The sequence below is a fragment of the Streptomyces vulcanius genome (assembly GCF_042653945.1).
In the GTDB taxonomy this organism is placed as follows: Bacteria; Actinomycetota; Actinomycetes; order Streptomycetales; family Streptomycetaceae; genus Streptomyces; species Streptomyces mangrovi.
This window is the reverse complement of record NZ_JBHSFK010000025.1, coordinates 1-19345: the sequence shown is the minus strand read 5'-3', so window position 1 is coordinate 19345 and position 19345 is coordinate 1. Positions and strand designations below refer to the sequence as shown.

The 19345-nt window shown below is 71.6% G+C and carries 19 protein-coding genes and 2 pseudogenes; 11 read left to right on the top strand and 10 right to left on the bottom strand.

Features of this window, described 5'->3' with window-relative positions; genetic code table 11:
* Positions 1-8: 8 nt before the first annotated feature.
* Genes ACFPIH_RS32720 through ACFPIH_RS32695 form a run of 6 tightly spaced genes read left to right on the top strand, consistent with a single transcriptional unit; the run spans position 9 to position 4021 of the window.
* The gene (locus ACFPIH_RS32720) at positions 9-386 is read left to right on the top strand and encodes a cupin domain-containing protein (RefSeq protein ID WP_381180942.1); all 378 of its coding nucleotides are present in this window, start codon (positions 9-11) and stop codon (positions 384-386) included.
* Positions 383-1651 (top strand): beta-ketoacyl-[acyl-carrier-protein] synthase family protein, encoded by a 1269-nt coding sequence (locus tag ACFPIH_RS32715; RefSeq protein ID WP_381180884.1) that lies wholly within the window; start codon positions 383-385, stop codon positions 1649-1651. Before ACFPIH_RS32720 ends, ACFPIH_RS32715 begins: the two co-directional genes overlap by 4 nt.
* Positions 1648-2898: a beta-ketoacyl synthase N-terminal-like domain-containing protein gene (locus tag ACFPIH_RS32710; RefSeq protein WP_381180886.1), complete on the top strand. Its 1251-nt coding sequence runs from the start codon at positions 1648-1650 to the stop codon at positions 2896-2898. Before ACFPIH_RS32715 ends, ACFPIH_RS32710 begins: the two co-directional genes overlap by 4 nt.
* 32 nt (positions 2899-2930) lie before the next feature.
* On the top strand, positions 2931-3188 hold the full coding sequence (locus ACFPIH_RS32705) for an acyl carrier protein (RefSeq protein WP_381180887.1): 258 nt from the start codon (positions 2931-2933) through the stop codon (positions 3186-3188).
* Between the two features lie 4 nt (positions 3189-3192).
* On the top strand, positions 3193-3672 hold the full coding sequence (locus tag ACFPIH_RS32700) for an SRPBCC family protein (protein ID WP_381180889.1): 480 nt from the start codon (positions 3193-3195) through the stop codon (positions 3670-3672).
* Between the two features lie 19 nt (positions 3673-3691).
* A complete protein-coding gene (locus tag ACFPIH_RS32695) occupies positions 3692-4021 on the top strand; it encodes a TcmI family type II polyketide cyclase (RefSeq protein WP_381180891.1) in 330 nt (109 codons plus the stop codon).
* 69 nt (positions 4022-4090) lie between these two features.
* Here ACFPIH_RS32695 and ACFPIH_RS32690 read toward each other — a convergent pair whose 3' ends face one another.
* The 6 genes from ACFPIH_RS32690 to ACFPIH_RS32665 all read right to left on the bottom strand — a co-directional run bounded on the left by ACFPIH_RS32690 (position 4091) and on the right by ACFPIH_RS32665 (position 11877).
* Positions 4091-5119: a methyltransferase gene (locus ACFPIH_RS32690; RefSeq protein ID WP_381180893.1), complete on the bottom strand. Its 1029-nt coding sequence runs from the start codon at positions 5117-5119 to the stop codon at positions 4091-4093.
* Between the two features lie 40 nt (positions 5120-5159).
* A complete protein-coding gene (locus ACFPIH_RS32685; RefSeq protein ID WP_381180894.1) occupies positions 5160-6227 on the bottom strand; it encodes a right-handed parallel beta-helix repeat-containing protein in 1068 nt (355 codons plus the stop codon).
* 67 nt (positions 6228-6294) lie between these two features.
* Positions 6295-7929, bottom strand: a complete 1635-nt coding sequence (locus ACFPIH_RS32680) for a hypothetical protein (RefSeq protein WP_381180896.1) — start codon at positions 7927-7929, stop codon at positions 6295-6297.
* Positions 7926-9755 carry a flavin-containing monooxygenase gene (locus tag ACFPIH_RS32675; RefSeq protein WP_381180898.1) on the bottom strand — a complete coding sequence of 610 codons (1830 nt, stop codon included), beginning with the start codon at positions 9753-9755 and terminating at the stop codon, positions 7926-7928. The genes ACFPIH_RS32680 and ACFPIH_RS32675 overlap by 4 nt, the downstream gene beginning before the upstream one ends.
* 204 nt (positions 9756-9959) lie before the next feature.
* Complete coding sequence (locus tag ACFPIH_RS32670; RefSeq protein WP_381180900.1) at positions 9960-10664, bottom strand: response regulator transcription factor; 705 nt, start codon at positions 10662-10664, stop codon at positions 9960-9962.
* A 64-nt stretch (positions 10665-10728) separates the two neighbouring features.
* A complete protein-coding gene (locus ACFPIH_RS32665; protein ID WP_381180902.1) occupies positions 10729-11877 on the bottom strand; it encodes an FHA domain-containing protein in 1149 nt (382 codons plus the stop codon).
* A gap of 266 nt (positions 11878-12143) precedes the next feature.
* Between ACFPIH_RS32665 and ACFPIH_RS32660 the strand changes: the two genes are divergently transcribed.
* Positions 12144-13991 (top strand): serine/threonine-protein kinase, encoded by a 1848-nt coding sequence (locus ACFPIH_RS32660; protein WP_381180944.1) that lies wholly within the window; start codon positions 12144-12146, stop codon positions 13989-13991.
* On the opposite strand, the gene ACFPIH_RS32655 is transcribed toward ACFPIH_RS32660, so the two are convergent.
* The 3 genes and pseudogenes from ACFPIH_RS32655 to ACFPIH_RS32645 all read right to left on the bottom strand — a co-directional run bounded on the left by ACFPIH_RS32655 (position 13955) and on the right by ACFPIH_RS32645 (position 15790).
* Positions 13955-14692, bottom strand: a complete 738-nt coding sequence (locus ACFPIH_RS32655) for a DinB family protein (protein WP_381180904.1) — start codon at positions 14690-14692, stop codon at positions 13955-13957. The genes ACFPIH_RS32660 and ACFPIH_RS32655 overlap by 37 nt on opposite strands.
* Positions 14693-14790: 98 nt before the next feature.
* Positions 14791-14989, bottom strand: a pseudogene (locus tag ACFPIH_RS32650) (macro domain-containing protein); the annotation flags it as partial.
* 237 nt (positions 14990-15226) lie between these two features.
* Positions 15227-15790, bottom strand: a complete 564-nt coding sequence (locus tag ACFPIH_RS32645) for a TetR/AcrR family transcriptional regulator (protein ID WP_381180906.1) — start codon at positions 15788-15790, stop codon at positions 15227-15229.
* A 152-nt stretch (positions 15791-15942) separates the two neighbouring features.
* Between ACFPIH_RS32645 and ACFPIH_RS32640 the strand changes: the two genes are divergently transcribed.
* From ACFPIH_RS32640 to ACFPIH_RS32625, 4 genes and pseudogenes are all read left to right on the top strand, one after another.
* Complete coding sequence (locus ACFPIH_RS32640; RefSeq protein ID WP_381180908.1) at positions 15943-16602, top strand: SDR family NAD(P)-dependent oxidoreductase; 660 nt, start codon at positions 15943-15945, stop codon at positions 16600-16602.
* Between the two features lie 295 nt (positions 16603-16897).
* Complete coding sequence (locus ACFPIH_RS32635; protein WP_381180910.1) at positions 16898-17332, top strand: NADPH-dependent F420 reductase; 435 nt, start codon at positions 16898-16900, stop codon at positions 17330-17332.
* Between the two features lie 57 nt (positions 17333-17389).
* Positions 17390-17638 carry a hypothetical protein gene (locus tag ACFPIH_RS32630; RefSeq protein ID WP_381180911.1) on the top strand — a complete coding sequence of 83 codons (249 nt, stop codon included), beginning with the start codon at positions 17390-17392 and terminating at the stop codon, positions 17636-17638.
* A 60-nt stretch (positions 17639-17698) separates the two neighbouring features.
* Positions 17699-17906, top strand: a pseudogene (locus ACFPIH_RS32625) (winged helix-turn-helix transcriptional regulator); the annotation flags it as partial.
* Positions 17907-18032: 126 nt separating this feature from the next.
* On the opposite strand, the gene ACFPIH_RS32620 reads toward ACFPIH_RS32625, so the two are convergent.
* Positions 18033-18998: an alpha/beta hydrolase gene (locus ACFPIH_RS32620; protein ID WP_381180913.1), complete on the bottom strand. Its 966-nt coding sequence runs from the start codon at positions 18996-18998 to the stop codon at positions 18033-18035.
* Positions 18999-19345 lie beyond the last annotated feature (347 nt).

The following is a 19345-nucleotide window of genomic DNA, read 5'->3' as shown; positions in this document are numbered from 1 at the left end:
CCAGAATCGTGGATCTCAGCGAGGTCGAGCCCAACACCCGGCGGGGCGGTGACCTGCGCGCCATGCTCACCCCGGCCACGGTCGGCGCCACCAGCGGCTTCATGGGCGTGGCCCTCATCCAGCCCGGCGACCGCATCGGCGAGCACTACCACCCGTACTCCGAGGAGTTCGTGTACGTCCTGTGCGGGCGGATCGAGGTCGACCTGGACGGCGAGCCCACGCCGCTCCAGCCCGAGCAGGGGCTGCTGATCCCCATGCACATGCGGCACCGCTTCCGCAATGTCGGCAAGGTGGAGGCGCGGCTCGTCTTCCACCTCGGCCCGCTGGCCCCGAGCCCGCCGCTCGGCCATGTCGACACCGAGCAGACCGCGGGGGTCGTCTCATGAGCCGGCGGGTGGCGGTCACCGGCATAGGCGTGGTCGCCCCGGGCGGCATCGGCACCCCCGCGTTCTGGGACCTGCTCTCGGGCGGACGGACCGCGACGCGGGGCATCACCTTCTTCGACCCCTCGAGCCTCAGGTCGCGGATCGCCGCGGAGTGCGACTTCGACCCGGTGGCCTGCGGGCTCGACGCCGAGCAGATCACCCGGAGCGACCGGTACATACAGTTCGCCCTGGTCGCCGGGGAGGAGGCGGTGCGGGACTCGGGGCTCGACCTCGGCCGGGAGAACCCCTGGCGGGTCGGGGTGTCCCTGGGCACCGCGGTGGGCGGCACCACCCGGCTGGAGCACGACTACGTGCTGGTCAGCCATCACGGGCAGCGCTGGGACGTGGACCACGGCCAGGCGCGGCCGGATCTGCACCGGGCGTTCACGCCCGCGACGCTCGCCGCCACGGTGGCCGAGCGGTTCGAGGCGCGCGGGCCGGTGCAGACCGTGTCCACCGGCTGCACCTCGGGGCTCGACGCCGTCGGGTACGCCTTCCACACCATCGAGGAGGGCAGGGCCGACGTCTGCATAGCCGGTGCGTCGGACTCGCCGATCTCCCCGATCACCATGGCCTGCTTCGACGCCATCAAGGCCACCTCCCCCAACAACGACGATCCGGCCCACGCCTCGCGCCCCTTCGACGCCGACCGCAACGGTTTCGTCATGGGCGAGGGGGGCGCGGTACTCGTCCTGGAGGAGCTGGAGCACGCCCGGGCCCGCGGGGCCCGGGTCTACTGCGAGCTGAGCGGCTACGCCACCTTCGGCAACGCCTACCACATGACCGGGCTCACCAAGGAGGGCCTGGAGATGGCCCGGGCGATCGGCTTCGCCCTGGACCACGCCCGCCTGGACGGCACCGCGATCGACTACGTCAACGCGCACGGTTCGGGCACCCTGCAGAACGACCGCCACGAGACCGCCGCGGTCAAGCGGGCCCTGGGGCAGCACGCGTACGCCACCCCCATGAGCTCCATCAAGTCCATGGTGGGCCACTCGCTGGGCGCGATCGGCGCGATCGAGGTCGTCGCCTGTGTCCTGGCCCTGGCCCACCAGGTGGTACCGCCCACCGCGAACTACGAGACCCCCGACCCCGAGTGCGACCTGGACTACGTGCCGCGGGTCGCGCGCGAGCGGAAGCTGGACAACGTGCTCTCCGTGGGCAGCGGGTTCGGCGGGTTCCAGTCCGCGGTGGTCCTGACCCGGCCCAGGGAGAGGACACGATGAGCGAACCGCTGCCAGGACGCGCCGCCGTCACCGGAATCGGTGTGGTCGCGCCCAACGGAACCAGCACCGGGGCCTTCTGGAAGGCCACCCAGGAAGGCATCAGCGTCCTCGACCGGGTGACCCGCGAGGGGTGCGGGCATCTGCCGCTGCGGGTGGCCGGCGAGGTCCGCGGCTTCGAGCCGGAGGGGATGGTCGAGGAGCGCTTCCTCGTCCAGACGGACCGGTTCACCCACTTCGCGATGGCCGCGGCCGACTTCGCGCTCGACGACGCCCGCCTCGGCCAGGCCGACACCGACGCCGACCCGTACGGGGTGGGTGTGGTCACCGCCGCCGGTTCCGGTGGCGGCGAGTTCGGGCAGCGCGAGCTCCAGCAGCTGTGGGGCAAGGGCAGCCGGTTCGTGGGGCCGTACCAGTCGATCGCCTGGTTCTACGCGGCCAGCACCGGCCAGATCTCCATCCGCCGCGGGCTCAAGGGCCCCTGCTCGGTGATCGCCGCGGACGAGGCGGGCGGTCTGGACGCCCTCGCGCACGCGGCGCGGGCGGTGCGGCGGGGCACCGGGGTGCTGGTGGCCGGCTCGACCGAGGCGCCGCTCGCCCCGTACTCGATGGTCTGCCAGCTCGGTTACGACGCGCTGAGCACGGTGGAGGATCCGACGCGCGCCTACCGGCCGTTCACCGACGGCGCGTGCGGGTTCGTGCCGGCCGAGGGCGGTGCCATGTTCGTCGTGGAGGACGAGAACGCCGCCCGGGAGCGGGGCGCGCGGGTGCGGGCCACCGTCGCGGGGCATTCGGCGACCTTCACCGGCGCCTCCCGCTGGGACCGGTCCCGGGAGGGGCTGGCGCAGGCGATCCGGGGTGCGCTGGAGGAGGCGCGCTGTGCGCCGGAGGAGATCGACGTGGTCTTCGCCGACGCCCTCGGTGTGCCGGAGGCGGACCGGGCGGAGGCCCTGGCCATCGCGGACGCGCTGGGCGCGTACGGCCGGAAGGTGCCGGTCACGGCGCCCAAGACCGGTATCGGCCGGGCCTTCGGAGGGGCGCCGGTGCTGGACGCGGCGGCGGCCGTACTCGCGATGGAGCACGGGCTGATCCCGCCCACCCCCCATGTCTTCGACATCTGCCACGACCTCGAGCTGGTGACCGTCCGTGCCCGTGCCGCCGAAATGCGCACGGCGCTGGTCCTCAGCCGGGGCCTGATGGGGTCGAACTCGGCGCTGGTGCTGCGGCACGGCGTCACCGACGCCTCGTAGCGGGGCACAGCACAGCACAGGAGAGGTACCTCATGAGTGACCGCATCACCATGGAAGAGCTGGCGGGACTGATCAAACAGGCCGCCGGGATCACCGTCGCCCCGGAGCGGCTGCAGGAGCACGCCGACGGCGACTTCGGCGAGCTCGGCATCGACTCGCTCGGCATGCTGGGCATCGTGGGCGCACTGGAGAACCGTTTCGGCACGGCGCTGGACGTGGACCTGGAGCGCTGCCACACGCCCAGGGAGTTCCTCGACCAGGTGAACAGCTCGCTGCCGGCGGGGGCGTGACGACATGACCGGACACACGCAGAACGAGATCACCATCGCCGCTCCGCTCGACCTGGTCTGGGACATGACCAACGACCTGGAGAAGTGGACGCGGCTGTTCACCGAGTACGCCTCCGTCGAGATCCTCTCCCGGGAGGGCCGGAAGACGACGTTCCGGCTGACCATGCACCCGGACGACAACGGCAAGGTGTGGAGCTGGGTCTCCGAGCGGGAGCCCGACCGCGACACGCTGTCCGTGCGGGCCCGCCGGGTGGAGACCGGGCCGTTCGCCCACATGGACATCCTCTGGGAGTACGAGGAGGTCCCGGCCGGTGTGCGGATGGTCTGGACGCAGGATTTCGCGATGAAGCCGGACGCGCCCGTCGACGACGAGTGGATGACCGACAACATCAACCGGAACTCCAAGGTCCAGATGGCCCTGATCCGGGACCGCGTCGAGAAGGCGGCGGCCGAGCGGGGCTCCACACGCGGCCTCACCGACTGACCGGACGGAGCACCTTCCCATGCACCAAGCCCTGATCGTCGCCCGGATGGCCCCGGGTTCCGCCCCCGACATCGCCAAGGTGTTCGAGGACTCCGACCGGGGGGAGCTGCCGCACCTCGTCGGGGTCGTCCGGCGCAGCCTCTTCCAGTTCGGCGACGTGTACATGCATCTGATCGAGTCCGAGCGCGAGCCCGGCCCGGCCATCGCCAAGGTCACCTCGCACCCCGAGTTCCGGGACGTCAGCGAGCGCCTCTCGGCGTACGTCAGCGCCTACGACCCGGAGACCTGGCGCTCCCCCAAGGACGCCATGGCGCGGCGCTTCTACCTCTGGGAGCGCCCGGCCGGCTGACGCGGCAGATGACACCGGTCGCCGGGTCCGCGACGCTGCGGGCCCGGCGACCGGTGGTCTGCGGGGTGTTCAGCTCGGTACGTGGCAGTCGAAGGCGTGCAGGTAGGGGTTGACGGGCCGGATGTCGTCGATGACCAGGCCCGCTTCGGACAGCCGGTTCACCATGGACTCGGTGGTGTGCTTGGCGCCGCCGACGTTGAGGAGCAGCAGCAGGTCCATGGCGGTGCTGAAGCGCATCGAGGGGGTGTCGTCGACGAGGTTCTCGATGACGACGACCCGGGTGCCGGGGCCGCCCGCGCCGATGACGTTGGCCATCGTCCGGGCGGTGGACTCGTCGTCCCATTCCAGGATGTTCTTGATGACGTAGACGTCCGCCTTGACCGGTACGGCCGCGCGGACGTCGCCGGGCACGATGCGGGCGCGGTCCGCGAGGTCTCCGCCCGGGCGCAGCCGGGGTACGGCGTTGTCGACCACGCGGGGCAGGTCCAGCAGGCTGCCGTGCATCGACGGGTACTTGTCGAGCAGGCTGGCCACCACATGGCCCTGGCCGCCGCCGATGTCGGCGACCGACCTGCTGCCGGTCAGGTCGAGCAGGGCGGCGACCTCCCGCGCGGACTGCTCGCTGGAGGTCGTCATGGCCCGGTTGAAGACCTCGGCGGACTCGGGGGCGTCCTCGTTGAGGTAGGCGAAGAACTCCTTGCCGTACAGGTCCTCGACGACGTTGCGGCCGGTGCGCACCGCCTCGTCGAGCTTCGGCCAGGCGTCCCAGGTCCACGGCTCGGTGCACCACAGGGCGATGTTGCGCAGGCTGTGCGGGTCGTCCTCGCGCAGCAGCCGGGACATCTCGGTGTGGGCGAACGTCCCGTCGGGGCGCTCGGTGAAGACGCCGTGGCAGGACAGGGCGCGCAGCAGCCTGCGCAGCGGCCGGGGTTCGGTCTTCACCGCGGCGGCCAGGTCCTCGGCGGTCATGGGGGCGTCGCCGAGGGAGTCGGCGACGCCGAGTCGGGCGCAGGCGCGCACGGCGGCGGCGCAGGCCGCCCCGAACACGAGCTCCCGCAGCCGCATGGGCGGCGGTGGAGCGGTCTCAGCGGTCGTCATGTGCCGCCTTCTTTCTCTCGTGGACAGGGGGTGCTCCGGGTCAGCACAGGCCGGCGGGCTGGGACGCCTTGCAGGAGTTGCGCGTGAAGGTGTTGCCCTGGCCGGCGGTGTCCGCGTTGACGATGTCGGCCGGGGAGTTGCCCTGCAGCACGTTGTCGGTGATGCGGTTGCGGTCGCTGGTGGTGCCTACGAAGCTCTTGAACAGGACGATGCCGCCGGAGAGCGGGGAGGCGCCGACGTTGCCGGTGATCACGTTGCGGGTCACCAGGCTGTCCTCGGCGCCGGTCAGCACGATGCCGGAGCCCTGCAGGGCGTCCAGGCGCGCGGTCTTCGGGCAGGACTTGTTGTTGGTGGCGATGCGGTTGCCGCGCACGGTGATCAGGCCGGCCTTGGGCTTGTTCTCGTCGCCGACGACGAAGACGGCCGCGCAGTTGCCGGTCATGCGGTTGCGGGCGACGGTGAGATCGCGCAGCCGGCGGACGGTGACGCCGATCCGGTTGCCCGACACCCGGTTGTCCAGGACACGGGTCCCCCGGGTGTCCGTGGCGCCCATCTCCGCGGAGACGCTGTTGGCGAGGAAGAGGCCCGCGTCGCCGTTGTCCTGCGCGGTGTCGGCCTGGAGCAGGGTGCGCGTCGAGCCCTCGACGGCGATGCCCCACACCCCGTTCTTCAGGGACCGCACGTTGCGCACGGTCAGCCGGTCGGTGGCCGAGGCGTACAGACCGGTCTTGGTGAACCCGGTGACGGTCAGGGCGGTGACGGTGACGCCCTTGACGGCGCGGTCCTTGGTGCCGACGACACAGACGCCGTTGCCCGTGGCGGCGCAGGCGCCGGAGGCCTTGGAGGTCGTGGCGACCGGTGTGATCACGGTGCGGGCGCCGGCGCCGCGCAGGGTGACGCGGTCCGTGCCGAGGGTGACGCTCTGGCGGTACGTGCCGGGCTTCAGGTAGACCGTGTCACCCGGTAGGGCGGCGTCGAGGGCCGCCTGGATCGACTCCCCCGGCCGGACCACGTGGGTGGTGTGGCCGGGGGCGGGCGGAGCGGCACCGAGCGCGGTCCCGACGATCGCCGCGGTGCACGCCAGATACAGAGCTTGGCATTTAGTCATATTCCAGACAATATGCCTGAATTGCTCCATACCTGGTGTATGCGCCGTCCGGCGGCGTGTCCCGCCGCTAGATCTCCGTCGTCCGTGGGGACAGGCGCAGGACCGTGCCCTCGCCGTCGGCCGACAGGAGGAGGGAGCCGTCCGGGGTGGTGGCGAGGCCGGCGAAGCGGGCGGGGGCGCCCGGCATGCCCCCGGCGAACAGTGCCGGATCCGCGCGGGGCGTGCTGCCGGGCGGCGGCCCGACCGGCAGGTCCTCCGCGTCCGTCCTGCACTCCCCCGTGGTGAGGGAGACCGCCAGGAGTCTGCGGTGCGCGGTCTCGACGGTGAACAGCTCGCCGCCCAGGACGGTCAGTCCCTGCGGCGCCCCGAGCCCCTCCGCGACCGCCACCGCGCTCCCCTCCTCGATCCGCAGGACCGCGCCGCGCCGCTCGTCGCTGACGTAGCAGTGGCCCGCGCCGTCGAAGGCCACGTCCACCGGACGGTCGAGCCCCTCGGCCAGCACGGTCAGGGTGTCGTCGGCGCCGATCGAGACGACCCGGCCGGCGTCCGCCTCGGCGACGACGAGCAAGCCGTCGGGGCCGACCGCGATGCCGAGCGGCCGGCGCAGCCCGCTCGCCCGTTCCCGGGTGGTCCCGGCGACGGGGTCGTAGGTCTGCACGACGCCGTACTGCGAGGTCAGGTGCAGGAGTTCACCGTCGGCCACGATGCCGTGGGCGAACGGCCGCAGCATCCGCGTGGTGACGCCGCCCGCCTCGGCCGGGTCGTCGCCCCGGCCGGGCTCGCCCTCGTGTTCGGCGGCCGGGCTCGCCAGCCGGTAGTGGTCGGCGGCGTACACCGTGCCGCCGAGGTCGACCGTCACACCGTAGGGACCGTCGAGGCCGCGCGGGACGATCTCGCGGATCCGGCCGTCGGGGTGCAGTTCCGTGACGCCGCCGCTGGCGTAGCTGGAGACGAACATACGGTTCTCGGTGTCGAAGGCCGCGTTGTCAAGGCCGACGAGGCCACTGGTGACCAGCGTGCGGGAGCCGTCGCCGTGCAGGTCGACACGGGTGACGATGCCTTCCGCGCCGCGGGAGAGGACGTGCAGGACGCCGCCCCGGTCGAACCGGACCGCGACCGGTTCGTGCACGTTGTCCGCGACCACCTCGGGCACCCCGCCGTCCGGCGGGATCCGCCAGACCTGGCCGGTGAGCATGTGCGGGTAGTACAGATGACCGTCCGGGCCGAGCTGCATCGCGTTGCCGAGGGCCAGCCCCTCGGTGAGCACCAACGGCTCCCGCCCGTCCGGGAACAGCTCCATCAGGCGCCCGCCGGGCTTCATCTCGTTCACGAACAGCCGGTCGCCCACACAGGTGATGCCGTTGGGGTTGGTCACCTCGTCCGAGACGAGCGTGTACGCGCCCCCGGGATCGCGCCGCCACACCCGGCCCGGCACCAGGTCGGCGATGTACATCGAGCCGTCCGCACCGAACGCGAGGTCGTCCGGCGACTGCACCGGCCCGTCCACCGGTACGGCCACCTCGACGTCCCCGGTCGCGAGGTCGACGGCGCTGATCCGCCCGGCGAGGAACTCGGCGACGTACAGCCGCCCGTCGGGGCCGAACGCCACGCCGTTGGAACCCCACAGCCGGTTGGGCGGGTTGAGCCTCTGTGCGCGCCAACGGGCGCTGGTCCTGGGCTCCTTGGGATACGACGTCCTCACGCGTCCTCCGCCTCCACCAGCACCTCGGCCATGCCGCCGTCCGTCCGCCAGCGCGCGAGCAGTTCGTGGAAGGCGACCGGACCGTCGCCGAAGGACTCGCTGCGGGCCCTGGGCCGGCCCTCGTTGTTGTAGTAGCCCGGGGTGCACTCGGCCTGGAAGGTGTGCAGGTCCGCGGCCTTCTCACGGATGGTCGCCACCCACGCGGACTGCGCCTCGACGGTGGGCTCCACGTACCGCGCCCGCCGCTTGCGCGCCTCCGCGACGACCTCGGCGACATGGCTCGCCTGCTCGTCGAGGATGTGCACGTAGTTGACGGCGCTGGCGTTCTGCAGCGGGCCGAGCTGGAAGAGACCGGGGAAGCCGTTGCTGTAGAAGCCGTGCAGGGTCTGCGGGCCGCTGCGCCACGCCTCCAGGAGCGCGACACCTCCCCTGCCGTACACGGGCAGTTGACCGGAGAGGATCCCGGAGACACCGACGTCGAAACCGGTCGCGAAGACGACGCAGTCGACCTCGTACTCCTCGCCGCCGACCACGAGGGCGTTCTCCGTGATCCGCTCGACGCCGTGCGAGTCGGCCGTGTCGACCAGGGTGACGTTCGGCCGGTTGAAGGTCTGCAGATAGGAGTCGCTGAACGTGGGCCGCTTGCACATGTAGCGGTACCAGGGCTTGAGGGCCTCGGCCGCCTCCTGGTCGCCCACGAGGGCGTCCACCCGGGCGCGCAGCTCGTTCATCTTCTGGAAGTCGGCGATCTCGTACGCCCGTTCGCGCTCCTCGGCCGGGACGTCCGCGTAGCTGTTGGTCGGGATCATCTTCTCCTGGAGCCGGGCGCTGGACGTCCAGGCGTCACCCACCATGTCCTCCGCCACCCGCACACCGGTGACCACCTTGAGGAAGTTCTCCCTGCGGCGCCGCTGCCAGCCCGGCGTCAGGGACTTCGCCCACTCGGGGTCGGTGGGCCGGTTGTCGCGTACGTCGACGGAGGACGGGGTGCGCTGGAACACGTACAGGTGCGCCGCGTCCGCGCCGAGGTGGGGCACCACCTGGACGGCGGTCGCGCCGGTCCCCACCAGGGCCACCCGCTTGCCGGCGAGCCCCGTCAGGCCGCCGTCGGCGTCGCCGCCGGTGTAGTCGTAGTCCCAGCGGCTGGTGTGGAACACGTGTCCGCGGAAGGTGTCGATGCCGGGGATGCCGGGGAGTTTGGGCTGGCTGAGCGTGCCGCTCGCCACGACGACGTGGCGGGCCCGCATCAGGTCGCCCCGGTCGGTGGCCACAATCCACTCCGACTCGCCCTCGTCCCACCGCAGTTCGGTCGCCAGGGTCTGGAAGCACACGTCGTCGTACAGGTCGAAACGGCGGGCCACGGCCCGTGCGTGCTCCCGGATCTCCTCGCCCGGCGCGTACCGCCACTCGGGGATGTAGCCGGTCTCCTCCAGCAGCGGCAGATAGATGTAGGACTCGATGTCGCAGTGGATGCCGGGATAGCGGTTCCAGTACCAGGTGCCGCCGAAGTCCGCGCCCTTCTCGATGACGCGGATCGAGTCCACGCCGGCCTGGCGCAGGCGGGCCCCGGCGAGCAGTCCGCCGAAGCCGCCGCCGATGACCACCACCTCGACGCGGTCGCGCAGCGGGGCCCGGGAGAAGTCCGGGTCGGCGTGCGGGTCGGTGTCGAACGAGCCGAACTCCCCGGCGGTGTGCCGGTACTGGCTCCGGCCGTCCGGGCGGACACGGCGGTCGCGTTCGATGCGGTACTTCTCGCGCAGGGCTTCCGGGTCGAAGCCGAGGCCGGGGGACGCGGAGGTGATGGGGGTGGTGCGGGGGGCGGGCATACGGGTGGGTCTCTCCTGTCTGTGGTGGGGCCGCGTGAGGGTCCGGGGCACCCGACCGTGGGGGGTCCGGGGCACCCGACCGTAGAAGGTCGGGGCTGCCCGACCGTCGAGGTCGGGGCACCCGGCACCCCCAGCCAACCCGACCGGGCTGACAAGTTCCGGACAGATTCCGGACAGAGTGCGACGGGGCGGGTCCGGCCCGGTTCAGGAGCGCATCGGTCCGCCCAGCCAGTAGCCGAAGCCGCGGCGGGTGTGGATGAGCGCGGGTTCCTCCACGTCGACCTTGCGGCGCAGCCGGGAGACGAGCCGGCCGATCGCGCTGTCGGTCGGCGGCTCCCCCCAGACCCGCCGGCCGAGTTCCTCCTTGGAGAGCACCCGGTCCGGGTGGGCCAGCAGACAGCGCAGCAGACGGTACTCCGCCGGGGTGAGCTCGACGACCCGCCGCCCGCGCCATGCCCGGCAGGTCAGGTCGTCCAGGACGAGGTCGGCGTAGCCGTGCGCACCGCCACCGGGGTCGGGCGCGTCACCCCCCGTCAACTGCCGTACGCGGCTGACGACTTCGCCGAGCCGGGTGACTCTGGCCGCGCCGGTGTCCGGGGCTGCCCGGGGGTCCGGCGGAACCATGGTGCCGAGCAACTCGCCCTCCGCGAGCAGGAGTACGGCCGGCATGCCCGCAACGGCCTGTCCGGGAGGGCGTCTCAGGAGGTGCAGATCCGGGAGCAGCACGTCCAGGACGACGAGGTCGAAGGGGCGCTCGGTGAGCCGGGCCGCGGCCTCGGCTCCCCCGTTCGCCGTCGTGGTCCGGCAACCGGCGAGATCGAGGGCCACCGAGAGGGCCTCGGCCGTCGCCGCGTCGCCCACGACGACCAGGACGTGCGAAGCCGCGGTTACTCGTGCCACGGTGCGCATACCGCTCAGCTTACTGATCACCTGCCCGGGTGAAGCAGTCCGGTTTCCGCCGGATGTGGCGCCGTCAGGCCCGTCGGGTGGGTGCCTCGGCGGCGGCCGGGACAGGCGCCGTCGGAGCGGCCACGGTACGCCAGGCGTCGGCGAGTTCGGCGGGGAAGCGCCGGCCGCTGCGGGTGAGGACGACACCGGGGGTGAGTTCGACCTCGTCGCCGGGGCGGAAGGGCCGGTCGGTGCCCGGCGGCAGCGTCTCCCAGCGGCCGGGCACGCCCCTGCGGCCGGCGCCGCGCATCCGGGTCCCGTAGCTGCTGACGTCACGGACCAGGACCGTCCCGCCGCGCGCGCAGACCGCCACATGCCTGCGGCTGACCCGCCCGGCGACCTCCGGGGACAGCAGACCGTGCAGGGCGATGCCCGCCGGGCCGGGGAACCGTCCGACGTTTGCCTCGGAGCCCTCGTCGAGGGTGTACCGGGCCACGCAGGCTCCGCCGATGACGACCTTGAGCTGGGCGGCGGCCGGCCGGGGGCCCTCGTCGGCCAGGGGGACGCCGTGCAGCTCACAGGTGGGCGCGCCGCGCCGCATCCTGGGCAGCAGGACACGCTCGCCCCGGTGGAGGTCGTAGAGCCCGCAACGGGGTTCCGGGCAGCGCCAGGCCCGCATGATGACCTCGGTCAGCGGAGTCCGCGAGGGACCGAGCAGGCCCTGCTTCTTGAGGGCGGAGAGTTCCATGCGGTGGGAGATCTCGGCCTCCGTGCGCACCCCCATGTCCATGGGTACGACGGTGACGGACCCGTCGGGGCGGGCCTCGGGTCTGAGGAACTGCCAGGTGTTTCCCTGGATCCACGGGTGCTGGAGGCGGTGGTCGACGTACTGGTCGCCGGTGACGACCCGGGTGCCGGTCATCCGGGCCAGGTCCAGGATCCGTTCGTCCGCGTCGTCCACCTCCTCGACCAGCCCGCCGGCGACCCACCCGCGCAGCCGGCGGACCTCGGCCGGGTCCCCGAACTCCCGCTGTCCGCCCAGCAGGCTGGTGTCGGCGACCAGGTAGACGGAGACGTCGGGATCCCCGGTGAGGTCCATCAGGGCCCGCAGGACGAGCCCGAGCCGGCGCAGGGACCGGGGTCCCCGGGGGCCGATGGACGTCTGGCGTACGACGTTGGAGAGCTCCAGCAGATAGTCGGCGCGCTCCGCCGACACGGCCAGATGGTGTTCCATGCGCGCCTCGCTGTCCTTCGAAAGGGGCCTGACCGCAGGGCACTTGTACAGCCGACTGTACCGTTTTCCCTTGATCTCCTGCGATCTCCTGCGATCTCCTCGGATGCTTCCCGCTGACCGGGTTGCCCGGGTACGATCGCGCCGGCGAGGGGGAGGTCGACATCTTGAACGACGCTGGAACAGGTGACCAGTTGAGACCGCTGGGCCCCGACGACCCGCGGGAGGTGGCCGGTTACCGGCTCCTCGCCAGGATCGGCGAGGGCGGCATGGGCAGCGTCTACCTCTCGCGGACGCGCGGCAACCAGCCGGTCGCCCTGAAGGTGATCCGCCGGGAGTACGCCCTGGACGAGGAGTTCCGGCGCCGTTTCGAGCAGGAGGCGACCTCCGCCCGCCGGGTGCAGGGCTACCACATCGTCCCCGTCGTCGACCACGACACCACCGGATCCCAGCCCTGGCTGGCCACCGCCTACGTCCCCGGCCTCGCCCTGGACCAGGTCCTCGCCCGGCACGGGACGCTTCCGCTGCCGACGGTGCTCCAGCTGACCGGCTGCGCGGCGGAGGCGCTGCACGCCGTGCACCGGGCCGGCGTCATCCACCGGGACCTGAAGCCGAGCAACGTCCTCGTCTCCTCCGACGGCCCCTGGATCATCGACTTCGGTATCGCGCGGGCCGCCGACGCCACCCAGCTCACCCGCAGCGGCGGGCTCATCGGCACGCCGCAGTTCATGTCGCCGGAGCACGCGGGCGGCCAGGACCTCACCCCGGCGACCGATGTCTTCTCGCTCGGCCTGATCGCCGCCGTGGCCGCGACCGGCCGCCATCCCTACGGCGACCACGGGGCCATCACCCTGGCCACCAGGATCGCCAACACCGAGTTCCGCCCGCCGGATCTGTCGGCGTATCCCGAGCCGCTGCGTACCGTCCTGGAACGCACGCTGGCGGCCGACCCCGCGGCCCGCCCCACGCCCTCCGAACTGGCCGAGCTGTGCCAGGAGTCGGTCGAACGCCCGCTGCGGGACTTCACCGGCTGGCTGCCCGCGCCGGTCGCGGCGGACATCGCCGGCCGGGAGCGACTCGCCCGCGAGCGGGCCGAGTCCGAGCCGGGTCCGGACCCTTCGGACGACTCCCCGGCACTCGCGGCGACCGTGCCTCCCGGTGCGGCGGTCGTCCCGCCTCCCGATGCGGCGGGCTTCTCGCCTTCAGGTGCGGCGGTCAACTCGCCCTCCGGTGCGGCGGCCTTCTCGCCTTCAGGTGCCGCGGTCAGCTCGCCCTCCGGTGCCGCGGGCAACTCGCCCTCCGGTGCCGCGGCCGACACCGTGCCGCCGGGCACGGCTGCGCCCGCCGGATACACGCCCACCCAGCCTTCCCGCCCCGCCGAGCCGCCACAGCCGCCCACCGGACCCGCCACCCCGTCCCCGTCTCCGTCCCCGTCCTTTCAGGGAGCGCCGCCCCCGGCCGCGGCACCGGCCCGCCCCCGGAGCCGGACCCCGCTGGCCGTCGGCGCCGCCGCGCTGGCCGTGGTGGTGGTCGCGGCAGCCGCCTGGGTCTTCACGCGCGACGACGACAAGGACAGCGACGCGCAACAGTCCGGCTCCTCGTCGGCACCCGTGAAGTCCTCGGCGCCGACGGACACCGCGTCGAGCGCGGCCGAGTCACCCACCCCGACCGGGGCGTCGGCCGGCTACACGGAGATCTTCAAGGACAAGCCGCTCACTCTGCGCGCCCAGTTCACCTCGGGCGCCAGCTCGTACACGAACGTCGACCTGGACGCGCCGGCGATCGACACGCACGCCTCCAGTTCGACGACCGGGGCCGAACTGCAGTACGCGGAGTGGGGCACCACCCACCCACTGCACTTCGTGACGACCACGGGAAAGAGCGCGGGCGCCACCCCCGAGCAGTGCGCCGAGGGCGCGGCGACCGACGCGCTGCCCTCCGAGCTCTCCGACGACGTCCAGGGCGAGGAGCTGACCAAGGGCACGCTGCTCTGCACCGTCACCGACGAGGGCAACCTGGCGATGCTCGAGATCAAGGACGTCGTCGTCCAGCAGAACGCGTCGGGCTCCAAGGCACGCGACTACGTCACCGGGTTGACCCTCTGGAAGGCGCCCTGACCCGCCCGGTACAGGTCGCGGAGCAACGCGATCTCGGCCATGTGGTGGATGAATTCGAGGTTGGCCCCGGCGAGTACGTTGATGAACGGGTCGTCGGGGTCGGAGCCGTAGGGGTACTGCGAGAAGCCGACCGTGTCGAGCTGCTCCTCGGTGACGGCACCGATGCTGTCGCGCCAGCGGTCGATCACCGTCCAGAACCGGTCCAGGGTCAAGGCGGCGGAGGGGGTGAAGTCGACCATCAGCTTCGGGTCCTGCCGCTTCTCACCGAAGGCCCACTCCCAGCCGCCCGCGAACTCGAAGTGCAGGTGTCCCAGCCGCCACGCGATGGTCGTGACCGGCGTGACGTCGGGCTCCGGCGGGCCGGTGTGGGCGAGGACCTGCTCGACCCGCTCGACGCTCACGCTCCAGTCCTCGGCGATCTTTGCGACGGTCATGCCGTCGGCGGCCTGCCGGGCGACCTCGGTGTACTCGCTCGCCGGGATGTCCGGGGCGCCCAGGTCGAGCACCCACTCGCCCGGCCCGAACGCCCTGGGTGTCACCGCCTCGCCCCGGCGCCGGAGCGACCAGCAGCCGGGCACCGGATCCCACAGGTACTCCTCGTCGCCGAGCCCCGTCAGCCGCACCTGGGCCATCTCCCTGGCCTTGTCGAACTGCTCGAGCAGCAGGCCCAGGCGATCGGTCCGCGCCGCTTCGGTGTCCATGCCCGACTCCCCCTCGTGGTCGCGTCCCGCACCTCACGGTGCCCGGACGGAACCTAACGGCTCACCTCGCGGGGCGCGACCGAATTCCCCGCCCGTCGTCAGCGGACCTGCCGGGTGAACGCGTCGTACGCCTGCTCGTCGAAGAGGACGAACCTGACCTCCTCGACCGACGTCCTCGCCGCCCGCATCGTCTCCACCACGATCCGCGCCGCGTCGTCCATCCGCAGATGCCCGCGGAGCCCGCCGGAAAGGCGACCGTACGGGGTCCAACTCGTCCGCCACCCGCAGCGACTCCCGACGGACTCGGCCACCTCAGCCCCATCGAGTTCGAGGAGAAGCACTCCGCCGACAGGCAGCGGCCGAACAAGTGAACCTGAAACCAGGGCGCGTGACGCGACCTCCCCTATCCGCACAAAGCCCTCCCGGCTGAGTTCTGCGTCACGGAATCACAGGTCCTTTCGCGGCGGCCCCGCTGGACGCCGCCAGGGGACCACGGATGGAACCCGCGCCATCAGGCGGTCATGGGAGCGGCTGCTACCCGGTTCCTTCCACCACCGACTGGAAGATCGGGGCCAGGAGATCGATGAGTTCGTCCTTCCCTAGGTCGGTCAGAGGGGTCAGGGACAGCACGTTGACCGCGATGGTCATGCCCATCATCTGAGCGACGAGCAAAGCCGCTCTGCGGGGAGCGTCGTCGGCACCGATCCACTCGGCGAGCGGTGCGATGTACTTTTCCTCGAAGCCGGCACGCAGCTGCTCGGAAGCGTCCCGGTCCGGAAGGGACCGGATCGTGGCGGCCATCGGATCGAAGTCGAGGGCGGCGCTGTATTCGACGATGTGTGTCGCGATCCGCCGCCCGAAGTCGGCTCGGTCGCCCTCGATCAGAGCGCCGGGAGCGAACGTCGCGGGCACGGCCTCGGCGAAGAGTCCTGCCTTGGATCCGAAGTAACGCGTGATCAGCGCCTTGTCCGCTTGGGCACTCTCGGCGATCTCGCGGACGCCGACCCCGCCGTAGCCATGCTCGGTGAAGAGCCGCCGCGCCGCTTCGAGGATCGCGGTACGCGTCGCTTCGATGTTCCGAGGTCGCCTGCCTGCCATGCCACTCCTTAGTCCCCAGTCGTTGACTAACGATGATCCCGACCCTATAGTCAACACCTGGAGACTAACATGCCGGCCGACAGCGGGCTGGTCGTACGGCACGAGGTCGGATGCGACAAGCAGACATGACCGACGAGGAGAAGAGCAGAAAAATGAGCAAAGGAACCGCCCTCATCATCGGTGTCGGCCCCGGCCTCGGCCTGGCGCTCGCGGAGGCTTTCGCACGTGACGGTCACCCGGTCGCACTCTTCGGCCGCGACGCGGAACGCCTGGACAAATACGCCGCCGAGCTGACCGGCCAGGGCTTCACCGCCGGCGCCTACCAAGCCGACGCCGGTAACCCCGAAGCCCTGCAGGCCGCACTCAGGCAGGCTGTGAACGACCTCGGCGCGCCGGAGATACTCGTCTACAACGCAGCCGTACTGAAGACCGACACACCCACGGGGCTGGACGCCACGGCATGGGCGCAGACCCTCGCGGTGAACGTCACCGGTGCCGTAGTCGCCGCCCGGACGGTCCTTCCCCTCCTACGGGACGGCCGGGGCAGTCTGCTCTTCACCGGCGGCGGATTCGCCCTCCACCCCTCACCCGAATACACCACGCTGTCGGTCGGCAAGGCCGCACTGCGCGCCTACGTCCAGGCCCTCCACGACGACCAGCGCGACTCGGGCGTGCACGCCTCCACGGTGACCGTTGCCGGCATGATCGGAGGGGAGGACCCGCGCTTCGCCCCCGAAGCCCTGGCCGCGGCCTATCTCGACCTGCACCACCAGCCGAAGGACCAGTGGCAGGCCGAGCTCGTCTACGCCTGACAGCGGCTCCGGTGCAGGAGCTTTCGGACAAGTTCAGGTCCACCGGACGACGTGCAGGCCCGCATCAATGCGGCGGGAAAGACGGCCACGGCGATCGTGCCGTGACACAGGACGCCGCCCCAATCCGCAGGACGGCCCGCCGGTTCTCCGGCGATCACCCACACTCGGGCCGCCACCGCGAAGGCCTCTCATTGTTCGCGCAGGTCAGCCCATCTGTGATGAGTACGAGCCCGCCGGATCGGCCATTCCCACCGAGTGCCGCAACGCGGGAAATCCGAACGGAGAACAAACAGAAATGAGCACCACAACCCTCGGCGTCATCGGCACCGGCGCCGTCGGCCTCGCGGTTGCCCGTCGCGCCGTCGACGCCGGCCTGAACGTCGTCCTGAGCAACTCGCGCGGCCCCGAGACGCTGGCCGGTCTCGTCGCCGAGCTCGGCGAGCGGGCCCACGCGGCCACCCCGGCCGAAGCAGCGAGCGCCGGTGACCTGGTCATCGCGTCCGTGCCGCTGGCCGCCCACGAGCAGCTGCCCCGGGCGGAGCTCGCCGGCAAGACCGTGATCGACCCGATGAACTACGCACCGAGGCCCGGCTGGAGGATCCCGGAGCTCGACAGCAACAAGATGACCTCCAGTGAACTGGTGCAGCGCCACCTCGCAGGTGCCCAGGTGGTGAAGGCATTGCAGTGCATCGGCATGAAGCAGCTGGTGGACCTGTCGCTCCCGGCCTGAGCCCCCAGCCGCAGCGCGCTGCCGCTGTTCGGCGACGACCCGGACGCAAAGCAAGAGGTGGCCGGCCTGCTGGACATGCTCGGCTTCGACGCCGTGGACCTCGGCACGCTGGCCGACAGCTGGCGCTGCGAACCCAACACCCCGCTGTTCGCCGTCCCGTACGTGGGACAGCCGCCGTCCGGCCTCGCTCCCAAGGACTTCGTGGCCTGGATCAAGGAGGCGCCCGGCGTGCCCGTGCCCACTGCCCAGGTCAAGGAGCTCGCCGCCGCCGCAGTGCGCGGGCCCTCGGGTTTCCAGATGAAGTAGCCGGCGATCCGCCCCGACGGCACGGCCAAGCGCCCGCTCACCACCACCGCGGCTGCTCTGCAGACGATGCTCGGGCAGACGCTGCGGAACCTTGAGCGGGACGGTCCGGTCAACCACAAGGCCAGGCCGGTGATCCCGCGCCACGTCGCGTACCTGCTGAACGGATCTCGGCCGCGAGGCCGCCGAACAGGGGCGCGCACTGGCCCTGTGGAGCGACGAGCGGATGGACGAGATGCGGAAGGCCCGGGAGAGGTATGACGCGGCGAAACAGCTCCGAGTAGGCCGCTGCCCTCGGCGGAACAACTCGTGCACGTGGTCATACGGCCCTACCTCTGCGGCAACAGCGTTTGCAGTACGGCCCGTTGCCTTGCCCGGCCGCCCGCACGCTGCGCCGTCACTCCACAAGTAGCCTGCGCAGCCACTGGACGCGTGCGGCGCGGGTGGCGACGGAGATCGCTGCCTGCGGGGCGTTGAATTCGAAGCCGTGGAAGCCGCCGGGCCAGACGTGGAGTTCTCCGACGCCGCCGGCCTGCCAGATGCGGGAGGCGTACGTGACGGCCTCGTCACGGAAGGTCTCCGCGGAGCCGACGTCCAGGAAGGCCGGGGGCAGCCCTGACAGGTCCTCGGCCCGGGCCGGTGCGGCGTACGGAGACACGTCCGCCGCACCGCGCCGCGCACCGAGCAGCGCGTTCCAGCCGGTTTCGTTGGCGGCGCGGTCCCAGAGGTCGAGTCCTGCCATCTGGTGTGCGGACGGGGTGTCGTTGCGGTCGTCGAGCATCGGGGACATCAACACCTGGCCGATCGGCCGGGGACCCTTGCGGTCGCGGGTGAGGAGCGCCAGCGCGGCCGCCAGACCGCCGCCTGCGCTGACGCCCGCGACGACGATCCGCTCGGCGTCACCGCCGATCTCGTCGGCGTGCTCGGCTGTCCACAGCAGCCCGGCGTACACGTCTTCGATCGGGGCGGGGTGCGGGTGTTCGGGAGCGAGCCGGTACTCCACGGACACCACGACGGCGTCCAGCTCCTGTGCCCAGTCCAGGACCACGTCCAGGGTGCTCCTGTTGTCCCCCATGACCATCCCGCCACCGTGGATGTAGAAGACGACTGGCAGCGGAGAGGCGGACGTGGTGGGGCGACAGATCAGCAGCGATATGTCGGGGGCACCTTCGGGACCCGGCACCGTCCGGTCCTCGACAGTGAAGAATCCGTCACGGCCCAACTGTTCGTCGCTCACGACCTGCGCGAGCCCTGGTTGACGGTGTTCGGTGATCGTGTCGGACGTGAACGGCGGGAACGACCCATCGAACACGGCGAGAGCGGCGGCGGCCTCGCGGTCGAACGGGGGCGGCGTCAGAGCCATCACGTCCTCCTTGCATGAAGTGTGCAGTCCGTGCGAAATCTCCCGTCGCGAGCGGGTGGCCCTTGAGCCAAGAGGCCACTCTCACGCGGCGCATACGGCACCGCCCCCAGCTTTTCGGCCGAGGGCGGGCTCCGGGTCGGCTGTCAGCAAGAACGAGCCCCGCCGATCGGATGCTGATCAGAGCGGAGTCAGCACGGCACCAGTCCTGAAAGCGTCTCCGGGGGAAGGTGCCATGTGCTCAGGCGCGGCCGGGTCAGGGGGCTGTCATGGTGACGAGGACCTTGACGTGTTCGGGGTCGAGGGAGGCGGCGAATGCCTTGCCCGCGTCCTCCAGGGGAAAGGTGGCG

Coding starts and splice junctions, on each gene's coding strand:
- ACFPIH_RS32660 (WP_381180944.1), top strand. CDS start 12,144: ATGGGCAGCGTCTACCTCTCGCGGACGCGCGGCAACCAGCCGGTCGCC.
- ACFPIH_RS32655 (WP_381180904.1), bottom strand. CDS start 14,692: ATGGACACCGAAGCGGCGCGGACCGATCGCCTGGGCCTGCTGCTCGAG.
- ACFPIH_RS32695 (WP_381180891.1), top strand. CDS start 3,692: ATGCACCAAGCCCTGATCGTCGCCCGGATGGCCCCGGGTTCCGCCCCC.
- ACFPIH_RS32715 (WP_381180884.1), top strand. CDS start 383: ATGAGCCGGCGGGTGGCGGTCACCGGCATAGGCGTGGTCGCCCCGGGC.
- ACFPIH_RS32675 (WP_381180898.1), bottom strand. CDS start 9,755: ATGCCCGCCCCCCGCACCACCCCCATCACCTCCGCGTCCCCCGGCCTC.
- ACFPIH_RS32640 (WP_381180908.1), top strand. CDS start 15,943: ATGAGCAAAGGAACCGCCCTCATCATCGGTGTCGGCCCCGGCCTCGGC.
- ACFPIH_RS32690 (WP_381180893.1), bottom strand. CDS start 5,119: ATGACGACCGCTGAGACCGCTCCACCGCCGCCCATGCGGCTGCGGGAG.
- ACFPIH_RS32700 (WP_381180889.1), top strand. CDS start 3,193: ATGACCGGACACACGCAGAACGAGATCACCATCGCCGCTCCGCTCGAC.
- ACFPIH_RS32620 (WP_381180913.1), bottom strand. CDS start 18,998: ATGGCTCTGACGCCGCCCCCGTTCGACCGCGAGGCCGCCGCCGCTCTC.
- ACFPIH_RS32705 (WP_381180887.1), top strand. CDS start 2,931: ATGAGTGACCGCATCACCATGGAAGAGCTGGCGGGACTGATCAAACAG.
- ACFPIH_RS32665 (WP_381180902.1), bottom strand. CDS start 11,877: ATGGAACACCATCTGGCCGTGTCGGCGGAGCGCGCCGACTATCTGCTG.
- ACFPIH_RS32670 (WP_381180900.1), bottom strand. CDS start 10,664: ATGCGCACCGTGGCACGAGTAACCGCGGCTTCGCACGTCCTGGTCGTC.
- ACFPIH_RS32645 (WP_381180906.1), bottom strand. CDS start 15,790: ATGGCAGGCAGGCGACCTCGGAACATCGAAGCGACGCGTACCGCGATC.
- ACFPIH_RS32710 (WP_381180886.1), top strand. CDS start 1,648: ATGAGCGAACCGCTGCCAGGACGCGCCGCCGTCACCGGAATCGGTGTG.
- ACFPIH_RS32685 (WP_381180894.1), bottom strand. CDS start 6,227: ATGACTAAATGCCAAGCTCTGTATCTGGCGTGCACCGCGGCGATCGTC.
- ACFPIH_RS32635 (WP_381180910.1), top strand. CDS start 16,898: ATGAGCACCACAACCCTCGGCGTCATCGGCACCGGCGCCGTCGGCCTC.